This window comes from Propionigenium maris DSM 9537, from assembly GCF_027925155.1.
GTDB classification, from domain to species: Bacteria; Fusobacteriota; Fusobacteriia; order Fusobacteriales; family Fusobacteriaceae; genus Propionigenium; species Propionigenium maris.
The window spans coordinates 48105-62974 of record NZ_BSDY01000004.1 but is presented as its reverse complement, the minus strand read 5'-3'; the positions used below and the strand labels follow the sequence as shown (position 1 = coordinate 62974).

16 protein-coding genes are annotated in these 14870 nt (G+C 41.0%); 11 read left to right on the top strand and 5 right to left on the bottom strand.

The features are described from left to right. Positions 1 to 82 precede the first annotated feature (82 nt). The 5 genes from QMG11_RS05015 to QMG11_RS04995 are packed head-to-tail and all read left to right on the top strand — an operon-like array spanning position 83 to position 5018. Positions 83 to 694, top strand: coding sequence for a GNAT family N-acetyltransferase (locus tag QMG11_RS05015; RefSeq protein ID WP_281833984.1), 612 nt, complete (start codon positions 83 to 85; stop codon positions 692 to 694). Positions 695 to 707: 13 nt separating this feature from the next. After that, on the top strand, positions 708 to 1523 hold the full coding sequence (locus tag QMG11_RS05010) for a purine-nucleoside phosphorylase (protein WP_281833982.1): 816 nt from the start codon (positions 708 to 710) through the stop codon (positions 1521 to 1523). A 54-nt stretch (positions 1524 to 1577) separates the two neighbouring features. Then, positions 1578 to 3104, top strand: coding sequence for an ABC transporter ATP-binding protein (locus tag QMG11_RS05005; RefSeq protein WP_281833980.1), 1527 nt, complete (start codon positions 1578 to 1580; stop codon positions 3102 to 3104). Beyond that, positions 3094 to 4143, top strand: a complete 1050-nt coding sequence (locus tag QMG11_RS05000; RefSeq protein ID WP_281833979.1) for an ABC transporter permease — start codon at positions 3094 to 3096, stop codon at positions 4141 to 4143. The genes QMG11_RS05005 and QMG11_RS05000 overlap by 11 nt, the downstream gene beginning before the upstream one ends. A 5-nt stretch (positions 4144 to 4148) precedes the next feature. Continuing rightward, a complete protein-coding gene (locus tag QMG11_RS04995) occupies positions 4149 to 5018 on the top strand; it encodes an ABC transporter permease (protein WP_281834335.1) in 870 nt (289 codons plus the stop codon). Positions 5019 to 5111: 93 nt separating this feature from the next. Here QMG11_RS04995 and QMG11_RS04990 read toward each other — a convergent pair whose 3' ends face one another. From QMG11_RS04990 to QMG11_RS04975, 4 genes are all read right to left on the bottom strand, one after another. Beyond that, positions 5112 to 6413 (bottom strand): Na+/H+ antiporter family protein, encoded by a 1302-nt coding sequence (locus QMG11_RS04990; RefSeq protein WP_281834334.1) that lies wholly within the window; start codon positions 6411 to 6413, stop codon positions 5112 to 5114. Between the two features lie 264 nt (positions 6414 to 6677). Then, positions 6678 to 7418, bottom strand: a complete 741-nt coding sequence (locus QMG11_RS04985) for an amino acid ABC transporter ATP-binding protein (protein WP_281833978.1) — start codon at positions 7416 to 7418, stop codon at positions 6678 to 6680. Next, positions 7418 to 8044, bottom strand: a complete 627-nt coding sequence (locus tag QMG11_RS04980) for an amino acid ABC transporter permease (protein ID WP_281833977.1) — start codon at positions 8042 to 8044, stop codon at positions 7418 to 7420. The genes QMG11_RS04985 and QMG11_RS04980 overlap by 1 nt, the downstream gene beginning before the upstream one ends. Before the next feature lie 5 nt (positions 8045 to 8049). Continuing rightward, positions 8050 to 8841: an amino acid ABC transporter substrate-binding protein gene (locus QMG11_RS04975; RefSeq protein WP_281833976.1), complete on the bottom strand. Its 792-nt coding sequence runs from the start codon at positions 8839 to 8841 to the stop codon at positions 8050 to 8052. Positions 8842 to 9421: 580 nt separating this feature from the next. Between QMG11_RS04975 and QMG11_RS04970 the strand changes: the two genes are divergently transcribed. Continuing rightward, positions 9422 to 10327 (top strand): DUF1385 domain-containing protein, encoded by a 906-nt coding sequence (locus QMG11_RS04970; RefSeq protein ID WP_281833975.1) that lies wholly within the window; start codon positions 9422 to 9424, stop codon positions 10325 to 10327. Between the two features lie 125 nt (positions 10328 to 10452). Further along, complete coding sequence (locus tag QMG11_RS04965) at positions 10453 to 10653, top strand: cold-shock protein (protein ID WP_281833974.1); 201 nt, start codon at positions 10453 to 10455, stop codon at positions 10651 to 10653. Positions 10654 to 10698: 45 nt separating this feature from the next. On the opposite strand, the gene QMG11_RS04960 is transcribed toward QMG11_RS04965, so the two are convergent. After that, positions 10699 to 11340 (bottom strand): Crp/Fnr family transcriptional regulator, encoded by a 642-nt coding sequence (locus QMG11_RS04960; RefSeq protein ID WP_281833972.1) that lies wholly within the window; start codon positions 11338 to 11340, stop codon positions 10699 to 10701. 210 nt (positions 11341 to 11550) lie between these two features. Between QMG11_RS04960 and QMG11_RS04955 the strand changes: the two genes are divergently transcribed. The 4 genes from QMG11_RS04955 (at position 11551) to sfsA (ending at position 14807) form a co-directional block, all read left to right on the top strand. Next, on the top strand, positions 11551 to 11886 hold the full coding sequence (locus QMG11_RS04955) for a winged helix DNA-binding protein (RefSeq protein ID WP_281833970.1): 336 nt from the start codon (positions 11551 to 11553) through the stop codon (positions 11884 to 11886). Positions 11887 to 12293: 407 nt separating this feature from the next. Further along, positions 12294 to 12500 carry a hypothetical protein gene (locus QMG11_RS04950; protein ID WP_281833968.1) on the top strand — a complete coding sequence of 69 codons (207 nt, stop codon included), beginning with the start codon at positions 12294 to 12296 and terminating at the stop codon, positions 12498 to 12500. A gap of 217 nt (positions 12501 to 12717) precedes the next feature. Beyond that, a complete protein-coding gene (gene glyA / locus QMG11_RS04945) occupies positions 12718 to 13962 on the top strand; it encodes a serine hydroxymethyltransferase (RefSeq protein WP_281833966.1) in 1245 nt (414 codons plus the stop codon). Between the two features lie 131 nt (positions 13963 to 14093). Further along, positions 14094 to 14807: a DNA/RNA nuclease SfsA gene (sfsA, locus tag QMG11_RS04940; RefSeq protein ID WP_281833964.1), complete on the top strand. Its 714-nt coding sequence runs from the start codon at positions 14094 to 14096 to the stop codon at positions 14805 to 14807. Positions 14808 to 14870 lie beyond the last annotated feature (63 nt).

Sequence of the window (14870 nt, the reverse complement as noted above, 5' to 3'; positions counted from 1 at the left end):
GGTAAGTATTACAAATAGCATTGACTAAATCTTAAGATTTTTATATAATTTAAGATGCAGTCTTGGTAAATGGAGGAGTAAAATGTCTATTAACTGGATTGATTGGTTTGGCTACATGGCTTCAGTAGTCATATTGGTTTCTTTAACTATGAGTTCGATAGTAAAGCTGAGGTGGATTAACTTATTTGGCGGGGCAATGTTCTCTACCTTTGGTTTTATGATAGGATCTCTGCCCACGGGGCTTCTAAACTTGGGAATAGTTTTTATAGATATATATTATCTGTATATTATCTATACCAAGAAGGAAGACTTTGCAATGGTGGAAGCAGAGATGGATTCAAAGTACTTTAAACACTTTATAGATAGCAATATTGAGGAGATAGAGGAATACTACGATATCTCTGAGGATAAGGATAAGGTGGCATATTATTTTCTAAGGAACAATAATATAGCAGGAGTACTAGTGGGGAAAGCAGTAAGTACTGAAGCTTTTTATATAGAGATGGATTATGTTACAAAAGAATATAGAGATTTCAAGATAGCAAGGCATTTCCTAGAAAAGAATAAGACCAGCCTTCTGCTTAAGGGATATAAGGAACTTCATGCAAGGGCTAAAACTAAGGATCACGCTGAATATCTTGAAAAGATGGGGTTTGTAAAAAAACAAGAAAACGAATATGTGAAAACTATTTAATATGGAGGGAATCATGTACGATAAGGTAATGGAAACAGTTAACTATCTTCAAAATAAGGTTGAGTATAGACCAAAGGTTGCTATAATTTTAGGATCTGGACTAGGGGACCTAGTAGATTATATAGAGGAAAGAGTTGAGATCGACTATGAGGAGATCCCTAACTTCCCAGTATCTACAGTTGCTGGTCATGCTGGAAAGCTTGTATTCGGTAAGATCGGTGGAGTAGAGGTACTTGCAATGAAGGGAAGATTCCACTTCTATGAGGGATATGAGATGAAACAGGTAACTTATCCGATCTATGTAATGAAGCAGTTTGGAATAGAGAAGCTTGTAGTAAGTAACGCAGCTGGAGGATCTAACAAGGACTTTGAGCCGGGAACACTTATGCTTATCACAGACCATATTAACTTCTTTGGGACACATCCACTAATTGGAAGAAACGATGACAGATTTGGACCTAGATTCCCAGATATGACAAACACTTATAACAAAGATCTTCAGGAGCTGGCTAAGGCAACAGCTAAGGAGATGGGAATTGAGTATAGAGAGGGAGTATACCTTGGAACGACTGGACCAAGCTACGAGACAGCAGCAGAGGTAAGAGCATTCACCATGCTTGGAGCAGATGCTATAGGAATGTCTACAGTACCAGAAGCTACAGTGGCAAACTACCTTGGAATGGAGATATTAGGAATATCTTGTATTACAAACATGGCTACAGGAATAGCTAAGGAATCTCACTCCCATGAAGCAGTGGTGGAGATAGCTAAGAGAACTGGTAAAAACTTCTGTAACTGGGTGGCTGAAACTGTAAAGAGAATGTCATAGAAACTCAAAAGAAATAAGTGAAACAAGAAATGAAGATAATTAGGAGGATTTCAGGTGAGTGAATATATCTTAGAGATGAAAAACATCAGAAAAACTTTCCTTGGGGGAAAGGTTGTTGCAAATGATGACATCACTTTGAAAATAGAAAAGGGAGAAAAGCACGCCATCGTAGGAGAAAACGGGGCTGGAAAATCTACCCTTATGAAGATACTAAATGGTCTTTATCAGCCAACTTCAGGTGAGGTTTATTACCACGGAAAAAAAGTAGATATCCACGGTCCAGGAGAGGCAGCTAAGCTAGGAATAGGAATGGTTTATCAGCACTTTATGCTGGTACCTACACTAACTGTAGCTGAGAACATGGTACTGGGAGTAGAGCCTAAGAAGGGAATGAGCTTAGACCTAGCTACAGCTAGGGAGGAAGTAAGAAGAGTATCTGAAAAGTATGGATTGGAGATAGATCCAGATGCAACAATCTCTGATCTTTCTGTAGGAATGCAGCAAAGAGTAGAGATCTTAAAGATACTATTTAAGGGTGCAAACCTTCTTGTATTTGATGAGCCTACTGCAGTTCTTATTCCTCAAGAGGTAAAGGAGCTATATAAGATAATGGATAACCTGATTGCAGAGGGGAAAACAATTATCTTTATCTCTCACAAACTTCAAGAGGTACTTGATATATCTGATAACATCACAGTTATCAGAAGAGGAAAGGATGTAGCTAACTTCCCTACAGTAGAAGCAACTAAGGAAAAGATAGCCAATGCCATGGTTGGAAGACCGGTATTATTTACAACTGAAAAGCCTGAAGTGGAAATGGGTAAGGAACTTCTAAATGTAGACAGCCTTCTAGTGAAAAACCACAAGGGTATAATAGCTGTAGATGAGGTAAGCTTCAGCATAAAAGAGGGAGAGGTTCTTGGTATTGCCGGAGTAGAAGGATCTGGTCAGACGGAGCTTATAGAGGCTCTAACAGGTCTTATGAAGGCAGAAGCTGGAACAGTTGTACTAGACGGGGTTCCGCTACTAGGAAAGACACCTAAGCAGATTACCCTTGAGGGAGTAGCACATATTCCAGAGGACAGATTTAAGAGAGCAGCAGTTTCTGAGTTCTCTGTAAGGGATAACTTTGCCTTTGGAGTACACAAGGAAAAGTACTCTAAGAACAAGTTCCTTCTAAACTTTGCTAAGATGGCAGAAGAAGCTAAGAACTTCATGGAAAAATATGATGTAAGACCTAGAGAGATAAATGTAGGATTTGGAAGGTTATCTGGAGGAAACCAGCAGAAGATAATCGTAGCAAGAGAGCTTGAGAAGGAGCACAAGTTCATAATCATAGCTCAGCCTACAAGAGGAGTAGATATCGGGGCAATAGAGTCTATTCACAAGATGATACTAGAGGAAAAGAAAAGTGGAAAGGCAGTACTTGTAGTATCTGCAGAACTTTCTGAAATAATGAACTTATCCGATAGAATTGCAGTTATGTGTGCAGGAAAGGTGACTGGAGTTCTTGATAGAGCCGATGCAACGGAAGAAAAGATTGGAATTCTTATGGCAGGGGGTAAGTTAGATGAAAAATAAAGTAAAAGATATGCTAATACCGGTACTTGCGGTATTTATAGCTCTAATAATTGGAGCAGGGATAATTGGTTACCTGGGAGAAAATCCTTTAAACGCTTACTACTACCTGTTTACAGGAGCTTTTGTAGGGCAGAGAGCAATAGCAAGAACACTGCTAGAAGCTACCCCAATGATATTTACAGGACTTTCAGTACTATTTGCCTTTAAAGCTGGGATGTTCAATATCGGAGGACAGGGACAGGTAATAATGGGAGGACTTATAGCAGCAGCTGTAGGAGCCTTTGTAAAGAATGCAGGTGTAAGTAATGTATTCGTTATTCTTATACTAGCAGGTGCTGCAGGTTTTGCGTGGGCTGCAATTGCAGGATTCCTTAAAGCAAAGCTTGGGGTGCACGAGGTAATCTCAACAATCATGCTTAACTATATAGCTATGAACTTTGAGCAGTACTCTCTTAACTATCCGCTAAAAGCGGGAGGACCGAGTGGACCAAGTCCTCAGACACCGCCAGTATTTGAATCGGCAAGACTTGTTCAACTTATGCCTCACACAAGAGAAGCATTCAATGTAGGGTTTATCGTTGCTATCCTGGCAGTAATTGCTGTATGGTTTATAATGGAAAAGACGATCTTAGGATATGAGATAAAAGCAGTAGGAAACAATCCTACAGCAGCGGAAAATGCCGGAATCAACGTTTCATGGATAACAGCTCTATCCCTTGGAATAGCAGGAACCCTTGCTGCTCTAGGTGGAGCAGAGAGAATCCTTGGTGGTGTAGGTCAGTATACTTACAGACAGGGAATCATGGCATCCTACGGTTTTGACGGTATCGCAGTTGCCCTTCTAGGAAAGAACCATCCAGTTGGAGCAGTTTTAGCTGCAATATTATTTGCCTCTCTTAGAGTTGGTGGAAGAGCAATGCAGTTTAATACTACGGTACCAAGTCAGATAGTAATTATTTTACAGGCTATAATAATCCTGTTAATTGCGGCAGAGAATATGTTTAAGGTAATATTAGAGAGAAAGAAGGTGAGTGAATAGTGCATATGTTAATTAGTTTGTTAATGGCAACGATCAGACAGGCAGCACCTATTCTCATCACTGCTATAGGTGGAATGTTTTCTGAGGTAGCAGGAGTTGTAAATATAGGACTAGAGGGAATGATGCTGATGGGAGCCTTTTCAGCGGCGGTAGTTTCTTATTATACAGGGAACCCATATATCGGTATCTTAGGTGGAATGATAGCTGGAGGATTAATGGCTCTTATCCACGCAGTACTAAGTATTAAGTATAAGGGTAACCAAACTGTATCTGGAGTAGCAATTAACCTGTTTGCTTCAGGGTTTACAGTGTTTATGCTGAGAGTTTTATTTAACCAGTCTGGAAATACTCCTACTGTTCCTAAGGTAGGAACTATAGGAAATATCTCTATAATTGTACTGCTGATCTATGTTGTGGCTTTCTGGTCTCACTACTTCCTTTATAAGACTAAGACAGGTCTTAGAATGAGAGCAGTAGGAGAGCACCCTCTAGCTGCAGATACAGTGGGAATCGATGTAGCTAAGGTAAGATACTTCAGTGTGGTAATGTCTGGAGTACTTGCAGGATTAGGAGGAGCATACCTTTCAATTGGAGCTCTTTCACAGTTTACTAAGGAGATGTCAGCAGGTAGAGGATTCATCGCCCTGGCAGCCCTTGTATTTGGTAAGTGGACACCAAAGGGTGTACTTGCAGCAAGTCTACTATTCGGATTTGCAGATGCTGGACAGACACTTATCCAGCAGTATGTGGACTTCATTCCACCACAGTTTATCCAGATGATACCTTATGTTCTAACTCTTCTAGCTCTAGCTGGAGTAGTAGGTAAGGCAGTGGCACCAAGTGCATCTGGTAAGCCGTATGATTCGACTCACTAAAACTTTATAAAGAATTTATTCATAAGCTTAAAATTATAAGGATTTAAATAAAAAAGAGCTTCCGGAAGATTCCGGAAGCTCTTTTCTGTTGCTTTAGAATAGGATTGCTCCTACTACTCCAAATACTATAAGGGGGATATTGTAGTGGAGGAAGGTAGGAACACAGGTATCCCAAATATGGTTGTGCTGTCCATCGGCATTTAGACCAGAGGTAGGTCCAAGGGTGGAATCTGAAGCAGGGGAACCTGCATCTCCCAAGGCTCCTGCAGCTGCTATAAGGACAATTATTCCAGCTGGGGAGAACCCAAGGCTTGAAGCCAGGGGACAGTAGATAGCTGCCAGGATAGGGATAGTACCAAAGGAGGTACCAATTCCCATTGTAACAAAGAGACCTATGAGAAGCATAAGACCAGCTCCCAAGAGCTTACTTCCTCCAACGATTCCCACTACTCCCTCAACCAATGGTTCAATGGAGTTTGTAGCTCTAAGGACATCACCGAAGCCTGCAGCTACAAGCATAACAAAGGCTATGAATCCCATAATCCCAATTCCGCCTGCAACGATATCATCGAGCTTGTTCCAGTCAAGAACCTTGGTAGCAGTCATAATAGCCAGTGCACAGATGGCTCCCAGGGGTAGAGAGCCTGTTGTAAGCTGAACCACAAAGGCTAGGATAGCAGCTAAGAGGGTGATATAGTGGCTTTTCCCCATCTTGAGATCCTCTATCTCCTCCTCCTTCTCAAACTGAGCTTCAGCGTACTCCCTGTCCCCCCTATAGGATAGGAATACAGCTGTGATCAGCCCCAGGAACATTCCAAACCCAAGGATCCATACACTCTTCCAGATCATATCCAGGGAAACCTCGATACCATTTGCAGTCATCTGATCCCTGATTATCGTGTGGAAGATCAGTCCAAACCCAACAGGAAGAGCTATATAGGGAGCCTTTAATCCAAAGGTAAGGGCACAGGCCACTCCTCTTCTGTCTATCTTCATAAGGTTCATAAGCTTAAGAAGGGGCGGGATAAGTATTGGAATAAAAGCAATGTGCACAGGGATCAGGTTCTGGGAGAAGCAGGCTATAAGCCCTATAATCAAGAGAAGGAAGGATTTTCTTCCTCCAACTATGGATGAGATCTTCTGAGCCAGGATGGTAGCCAGACCAGTTTTATTTACAGCCATTGCAAGGGCTCCAAGGAGTATATAGCTGAGGGCGGTTTCGGAGTTCCCTCCCATTCCGGCAATTAAAATATTCATAGTCTCCGATACAGGAATACCTGCTACCACTCCTGCCACTAGGGCTGAGGCAAGTATTGCCAGGATAACATTTAAGTTAAGTAAGCACAGTACAATCATTGTGAGTACTGATATTAAAACGGGGTTAAAAAACATGATGAATCCTCCTAAAGTATTTTATAGTGATTGTAGCTAGTGTTCAAAAAGAACAGAAATTTCCCTTGGAGGGGCCACCTCCAAGGGAAGATTAATTAAATATATTCCTTTAAACTTCTATCCCCCCTCCCTGTGAAAGCTCCTCCTTTTTTCTGTCTATAGTTCCCTCCCAAAAGATTTCTAAGAGTATACTATATAAAAAATATAAAGCTAATATAAAGGAGATATGTGGAAAATATAGGGGAAATATAGATAAATTCAAGTGAATTAAAAGTTTAAGCAGTTTAAGAACTGAGTAACTCTCTCACTCTCTGCATCCTTAAAGAGGGAGTTGGGGGATCCACTTGCAAGGATTCTTCCCTCCTCCATAAAGAAGACCCTGTCTGAAACCTGTTTGATAAATTCCATCTCGTGGCTCACTATGAGCATAGTGATATCAAGATCTTTCAGAGAGGAGATTACATTCAAGACCTCCTTGACCATCTCTGGATCCAGAGCCGAGGTAGGCTCATCGAAGAGAAGAATCTTGGGATTTTTAGCCAGAGCTCTGGCTATGGCTACCCTCTGCTTCTGGCCTCCAGAAAGCTCTCTGGGGTAGGAGTCTGCCTTGTCTGAAAGTCCAACTACCTCTAATAGTCTAACAGCTTCTCTCTTGGCCTCCTCCCTCTTCCATCCATCTACAGTAATAAGGGGCATAGTTATATTTTCCAGGACAGTCATGTGGGGGAAGAGGTTAAATGACTGGAAGACTATTCCCATCTGAGAGAGGACCTCCCTCCTCTTCTCCCTTGTTATATTGATATCATCCTGAAAGAGGGGGCTGCTATCTGCGGTAACCTTTCCGGAATTTATCTCCTCCAGATCTATAAGGCACCTTAGGAGGGTTGATTTTCCACTTCCTGATGGGCCTATAAAGGAGACAACCTCTCCCCTTTTCACATCAAAGTTAATATCCTTTAAGACCTCTGTATCCCCAAAGGATTTATAGAGTTTTTTTACACTGATCATTAGATTGCCACCCTCCTTTCCATATATTTAAAGATAAGAACTATTCCAGATGAGAGGAGAAGATAAACCAGGGCACAAAGGATAAAGGGCATAATGGTGAAATCCCTTGTAACTATCTCCCTGGAGTTTCTCAGGATCTCCCCTATTCCAATGACTGAGACCAGAGCTGTATCCTTAACAAGAGCTATTGCTTCATTGGAGAGGGCCGGTAGAGAGGTCCTCATAGACTGGGGCAGGATAATCTTAAACATAGTCTGCCAGTAACCAAACCCTAATACCTTAGCAGCCTCATATTGGCCCTTGTCTATTCCGGAGATGCCCCCCCTCAATATCTCACAGTTGTAAGCAGCATAGTTCAGCACAAAGGTAAGGGTAGCTGCAGTAAGGGGTCCTAAGGTGATACCCATAACGGGAAGTCCGTAATACACAAAGAACAACTGAAGAAGGAGGGGGGAACCTCTAAATATCCAGGTATATAGAGTGATACTCCTCTTTAATATCTTATTTTTAGATGTCTGCCCAAGGGCCATGATGACTCCCAGGGGGAGGGAGAGGAGGGCAGTGAAGGCATAAAGCCTTCCTGTAATCCCCAGTCCCTTAACTATATAGATGAGCATATTGTCCATAACTCCTACCTCCCAAACCACTTTGCATAGATTGTGTCAAATGTACCATCTGCCTTCATCTCGTCCATAACTCTGTTTATCTCGGCAACCAAGGTCTGGTCCTCCCTTCTTATACCAATTCCCACATACTCATCAGCAAGGGAATCATCAACAAAGGCAAAGATATCCTTTCCTTCTTTAGTTTCCTTCTTTGTAGCATAGTATCTACCCACCATGGAATCGATGATAACAGCCTCTATCCTTCCAGCTTCAAGATCCAGCAGTGCCTCTACATTGGAGGTGTACTTCTTTACATCCTTAACACTGGAGAATACCGGATTCTTTTCAAGGGCGAAGTAGGATGTACTTCCCATCTGAGTTCCCACCACTTTTCCAGCAAGGTCTGAGATACTCTTTATATCAGAGCCAGCCCTTGTGATAGCAATCTGCTCCCCTGTATAGTAGGTATCGGAGAAGGCAATCTGCTTCTTCCTCTCCTCAGTTATAGTCATTCCATTCCATACCATGTCGATCTTCTTGCTCTTTAACTCGAATATTACACCATCCCAGTCAACAGGCTTAAACTCAGCCTCTACTCCCATCCTTCTGGCAGCTTCCTTGGCAAGGTCTATATCAAAACCTACGATCTCTCCATTTTCATCCCTGAATCCCATGGGAGCAAAGGTGTCGTCCAGTCCCACTACAAATCTTCCCTCTTTTTTTATCTTTTCCAGGGTATCCTTCCCTCCTCCGAAGAATCCAAGAGCGGTAGTTGATAGAACAAGAATTCCCAATAAAAATACAACTAATTTTTTCATAATATTCCCTCCATTAAAGTTATTTTTTAAGCATCAGTATTTCCAGATAACTTTTTTCCTGGCCAGGAAATTTAAAATAAAAAAAGCCATCTAGAAATTATCTAGATGGCTAAGTGAACAAAAGATGTTTTACAGCTACCCATCATAGATAGAGACCCAGGTTTTAAAGTGAAACGCAACATGGGTCTGTATCTATGATGAACCTAAGACACAAACCTTATATATGATGGTGTTGATGGATTGTAGTTGAAATAGCTGAAATTTTTATAAACATCTTTATCCTCCCTTTGTTTGTTTATTTGAGATAATGGTACACCTAATTTAGACAGATGTCAAATTTATTTTTTTTAATAATTAGAAAAAATAATGGTATAGTAAAGAAAAGTAGCCTCCAATGTTAGAAAATACAGGGACTGGTGGATGGATTGAATTTTATAAAAAATCCATAGAAGGTAGGGGAAGTGTAAGTTAGACTTATAGAGTTATGGGAGAGAATTTCAGGGGAAGGGAGGAATCTATGAAAAAAACGGATAATGTGGTATAATTTCCTTACTAAAACTAGTAAAGAATAGGTGATGATATGAGTGAAAAGAAAGTAACAGTGGGGGGACAGGCTGTAATTGAAGGGGTTATGATGAAGGGCCCTGAAGCCTTGGCTACAGCTGTACGTCGTCCCGACGGAAGTATAGTATATAGAAAAAATACACAGAAAAAAAACGGAAGTAAGCTATCCAAGATACCTTTCCTCAGGGGAGCAATTCTTCTATTTAATACAATGATAGAGGGGACCAAGGAGCTTACCTTTTCAGCCAACCAGGCAGAGGATACCGAGGAGGAGCTTTCAGATAAGGAGCTAATCCTTACTGTGGGTGGAGCCCTTCTTCTGGGGATAGGACTATTTATGGTTCTTCCATCTCTTATAGGTGGGTGGCTATTTGCAGATAGTACCGTTAAAGCCAACCTGCTAGAGGCGGTGCTTAGACTGGCGTTCTTTGTGCTCTACATATGGCTTATCTCCTTTTCAAAGGATATAAAGAGGGTGTATCAGTATCACGGGGCGGAGCATAAATCTATCTATACCTTTGAAAATGGTATGGATCTTACTCCTGAAAATGCTAAAAAATATACAACCCTTCATCCCAGATGCGGAACGAGTTTTCTTTTGATTGTAATGTTTTGTTCAATCTTAACATTTACAGCTCTAGACTTCATCCTTCCGACGCCAGTGACACTATTGGGAAAGTTAGGGTTAAGAGTAGTTCTGAGAATCTCATTTATGCCTCTTATAGCTGGAATCTCCTATGAGTTCCAGAGGTACAGCAGTAAAAACCTGGATAAGGGCTGGGTGAAGGCTATTGCAGCCCCTGGGCTTAACCTTCAGAAGATTACCACCAAGGAACCGGATATGGATCAGCTGGAGGTAGCTATAGTAGCTCTTAAGGTGGCTATGGGTCATGAGGTAGACAATGCCGTAGAGGTAAGTTAGGAAAAATGATCTATCTATTAAAATTGACATAGGGTAAAAGGTGTGGTATACTCCTAGCATTAATTTAGAGTGGATATACTTCGACTCTAAATACACTTTTAAGAATATTATGGAGGGATTTACAAATGGTAAACGGAACGGTTAAATGGTTCAACGCAGAAAAAGGATTTGGATTCATCACTTGTGAGGAAGGAAACGATGTATTCGTACACTTCTCTCAGATCAACAAGCCTGGATTCAAGACTCTTGAGGAGAACGAGGAAGTAACTTTCGAGATCACTGAAGGACAAAAAGGACCACAAGCTTCTAACGTAACACCTAGATAAGCTCATTGAGCCTGCCGGCTGGCAGGCTTTTTTTGTTTTTTTTGATTATTCCATAAAGAGAAACTCCCGGTAGTAATCCTTAAGCCCCTCCCTATTTAATATGATTATCTTTTTCCGTTCCTTCCTTATGAGTCCCTTTTTAGTGAATTCTTCTTCTATTTTATAGAGTCTGGCCCTGGTAATATTAAGGGTTTTAGCCACATTTTCATATTTTATATACTTGTATTCATTGTTAATAGAGTATTCTACAAGGCCGTAGGCAAAGAGGGCTCTTGCACCTCCCTGAACTTGTATATGAAGGGCTTGGGCTAATCTTTCGGTAATATAAATCCCTTCCCTTGTAAGGTGCTTATAGGCAGCGAAGTTGTTTAAGAGGTAGTTATCCACAATATCTCTGGGAAATAGGATAATCTCTGCATCTGTGATAGCTATAAACTCCCACCAGCTTTTTTCAACAAAAATGCTTTTAAGCAAACCAACAATATCTCCAGGTCTAAATTTTAATGGAAGAAAGTACTCACGTTTTTCATAGTGGCTTATAGCACCTATGGAACCTTTTTGAATAAAAAAGATACTCCCATCAAGGGAGGGGAGGATGAGCTCTCCCTGAGAAATTTTTTTGATCCTTAGTCTTTCAGAGGCTTCAGGGGGGAGAAAACTTTTTAAAATCTTTAATCGATCTTTCATATCCACCTCCTTAAATATAACTTAAAATCTATTTAATAATCTGCAGCATATATGCAAAAAAATAAATTTAATGGTCAGAAAAATTATACAGGTGATACATAATTTTTCCTTTCCTTGAATGTCAATAAAGTATACAAAAATGATTTTTTATTTGGTATATAATAGGTTTGGAAGAAGATAGCGTTAATTTGTGTGTTTGGGGGAGAAAAAGTGGAAAGAGTTTTGGAGATGAATAAGATCTATAGCAGGTGCAGGACTATCTTCAGTGAGGAGGATGTTGATATAACCTTTAATGAAGCGCTTATCTTAGAGGTTATCTTTAATAAGCCCAGGATGATAAAGGAGCTTCAGGAGATACTGATCAGGGACAGGGGCTATATCTGCAGAACGATGAAAAAGATGATAGAGGCGGGGTTTCTTCTTAAGGTGGAAAAATTTTATACAATAACTTCCAGGGGAAGAAGAATAGTCCTAAGAAATAGAGAGGTATTTAGAGACATAATGGAGGAATTAGAGGGGGACCTATGTTTTCTAGTGAATAACTAATCACATTTAGGGAGCTAGGAAAGAGTGGAGGTTCTATGGAAAAAGTAAAATTTTTAAGGTGAAAGGCACAGAAGACAAGAAAATCCTAGTAAAAGAGGGAATTAACCATAGCTCAAATAAAAATTTCAGGGAAGGTCGACAAAATCAAAGGACTATCCAGCGTAATGTACTCTATCAGAAAGGGAAGGGTAGTCTCCCAGACGAAGCCCAAGGAAGTGAGGATATTTTTAGGTGAAGAAAAGGTAGTAGATTTTAAATAGTATTCAGAGGGAAGGTAAGGGTTCCAAGAAAACCCTACCTTCTTTTTTTAAGAAGAAATTTTAAAATTAAGAGGAAATTATCCCTAACCTTCCTATTATTATATTAAAATCAGCCTGGAAAATAACTGAAATTGGGAGGGAAAGCTTATGGATGTGAGGAGACAGAGTATAAAGATAAGCCACAACGGCAAAACAGGAATATGGGAACTGAGATATGCCAACCATCCAAAGGTAATATCCTATAGCAGTGACTGGGCATTACTGGATGAATGGAGCATTGTGATTATTAGGGAGTACTTTAAGAGCTTGAAGCTGATGACAATAAAGGCAAAAACATGTTCTACACTTATGTAGGTATAATTTCAGGCTGATTTTATAATATGAGAATATAAGAGGGTAGTAAAATCTTTACTAGCTTCTTTTATTTTGCTTAGAAAGTATACTTGACTTATCCTGTAAACTATATATAATGTAGGTGTACTCAGTACAAACTTGTAAGAAGAACTTAAAAAAGGAAGAGGAGTAAATTTCCGTAACTGATATTTAAAGGTTCTTTTAAGGGGGAGATAGAATGAATTTTGAAAATTTAAAGAGGATAGATAAGGAGATATACGATGCAGTAAAGAGGGAGGAGGACAGGCAGGAGTATGGCTTAGAGCTCATTGCCTCTGAAAACTTTGTATCTAAAGCAGTAATGGAGATAACCGGGAGTGTACTGACCAATAAATACGCTGAGGGGTATCCCGATAAAAGGTATTACGGGGGATGTGAGTATGTAGATGTAGCAGAAAAACTTGCTATTGAGAGAACTAAGGAACTCTTTAAGGTGAAGTATGTAAATGTTCAGCCCCACTCAGGTTCCCAGGCAAATATGGCTGTATATAAGGGCCTCATAGAAGTTGGAGATACCATCCTTGGAATGAAGCTGGATCACGGGGGACATCTGACCCACGGTAAGAGTGTGAACTTTTCAGGAAAGGAATACAGGGTGGCATCCTACAGTGTTGAGGAGGAAAGCGGAAGGATAAACTATAAAGAGGTAGAGACCCTGGCTCTCATGCATAAGCCAAAGATTATTATAGCAGGAGCAAGTGCCTACTCAAGAACCATAGATTTTAAAAGATTCAGGGAGATAGCAGATGAAGTGGGAGCTTACCTCATGGTGGATATGGCACACATAGCAGGCCTTGTGGCTGCTGGAGTCCATCCCAGCCCTATTCCCTATGCCCATGTAGTAACCACCACTACCCATAAAACCCTTCGTGGTCCCCGTGGAGGAATGATCATGACCAACGATGAGGAGATAATCAAAAAGATAAACAAGGCAATATTCCCTGGAATACAGGGGGGGCCACTAATGCATACTATAGCTGCAAAAGCTGTAGCTCTTAAGGAAGCTCTCACCCCTGAATATGTAGAGTACCAGAAGCAGGTTATAATAAATGCCAAGGTTCTAGCAGAGGAGCTCCAAAAAGGCGGCCTGGATATAGTGAGTGGCGGTACAGACAACCATATGATGTTGGTGGATCTGAGGAAGAAGGGGATTACAGGAAAGAAACTGGAGGAGGTCCTTGGAAGGGCACACATTACAGTGAATAAAAACGGGATTCCCTATGATACAGAGAGCCCTATGGTTACAAGTGGAATAAGGATAGGAACTCCTGCTCTTACAACAAGAGGGATGAAGGAGGAGGAGATGAGGGAAGTTGCCCAGTATATCCTTGAGGTGGTTAACAATATCGATGATATGGAGATAGTAGAGGATATAGGGGAGAGTGTAAGGGAGCTGGCTAAGAGGTTTCCCCTGTATAAGTAGAGGAAAAGCAGGTAGAAGCTGCCTATAGGGGCAGCTTTTTCTTTGGAGGGGCTTATGGCCTTGCCTTTATGTTTTGTGAGATATTTGGTATAGTTATTATAAGCGATTAAGGTGTTTATAAGGAGTAGGATGTGAAGAAGATATATGAGGTGCCTTGGGATACAGAGGCTAAGTTTATAGACAGGCCAAACAGGTTTGTGGCAAATGTGAGGTTAGAAGACGGAAGGGAGGAGATAGTACACGTACATGATTCAGGGAGGCTGCAGGAGCTTCTCTTTCCTGAGAACAGTGTAAAGATAAGAAGGGCAGAAAACCCCAACAGGAAAACCAAGTGGGATATGATAAGTGCTGAGGCTTCAGATGGGGAGGATATACTTATAAACTCTGCCCATCACAGGTATATCTCTCAAAACCTCCTGAATGACCCGGAAGTGTCTCCCTTTGGAGAAGTGGATTCCCTCAAGGCAGAGGTAAAGTATGGAAAGAGCAGGATCGACTATCTTTTGGAAAAGGATGGTGATAAGATCTGGGTAGAGATAAAGGGAGTATCCCTTTCCATGGACAGGGTTGCAGCTTTCCCAGATGCCCCCAGTGTAAGGGCAGTTAAGCATCTAAATGAGCTCATAGAACTGAAGGAGGCTGGGAACAGGGCAGCTGTAGTTCTTCTTGTTCTCAGAAGTTCCGATTACTTCAGACCAAAGTGGGAAACGGACCCGAAGTTCAGTGATACCTTCTATGAAGCAATAGAGAGGGGAGTGGAGATATATCCCCTGCAGTTTGAACTGGTAGGTAGAGATATAATCTATAAGGGGCTTCTGCCCATTGGAGAGAAGGGGGAGTACTAGAGGGAGCAAAGTTTAAAGTAAACTATATTCGGGATTTATGGTAGAATAGATTGTTACTTTATT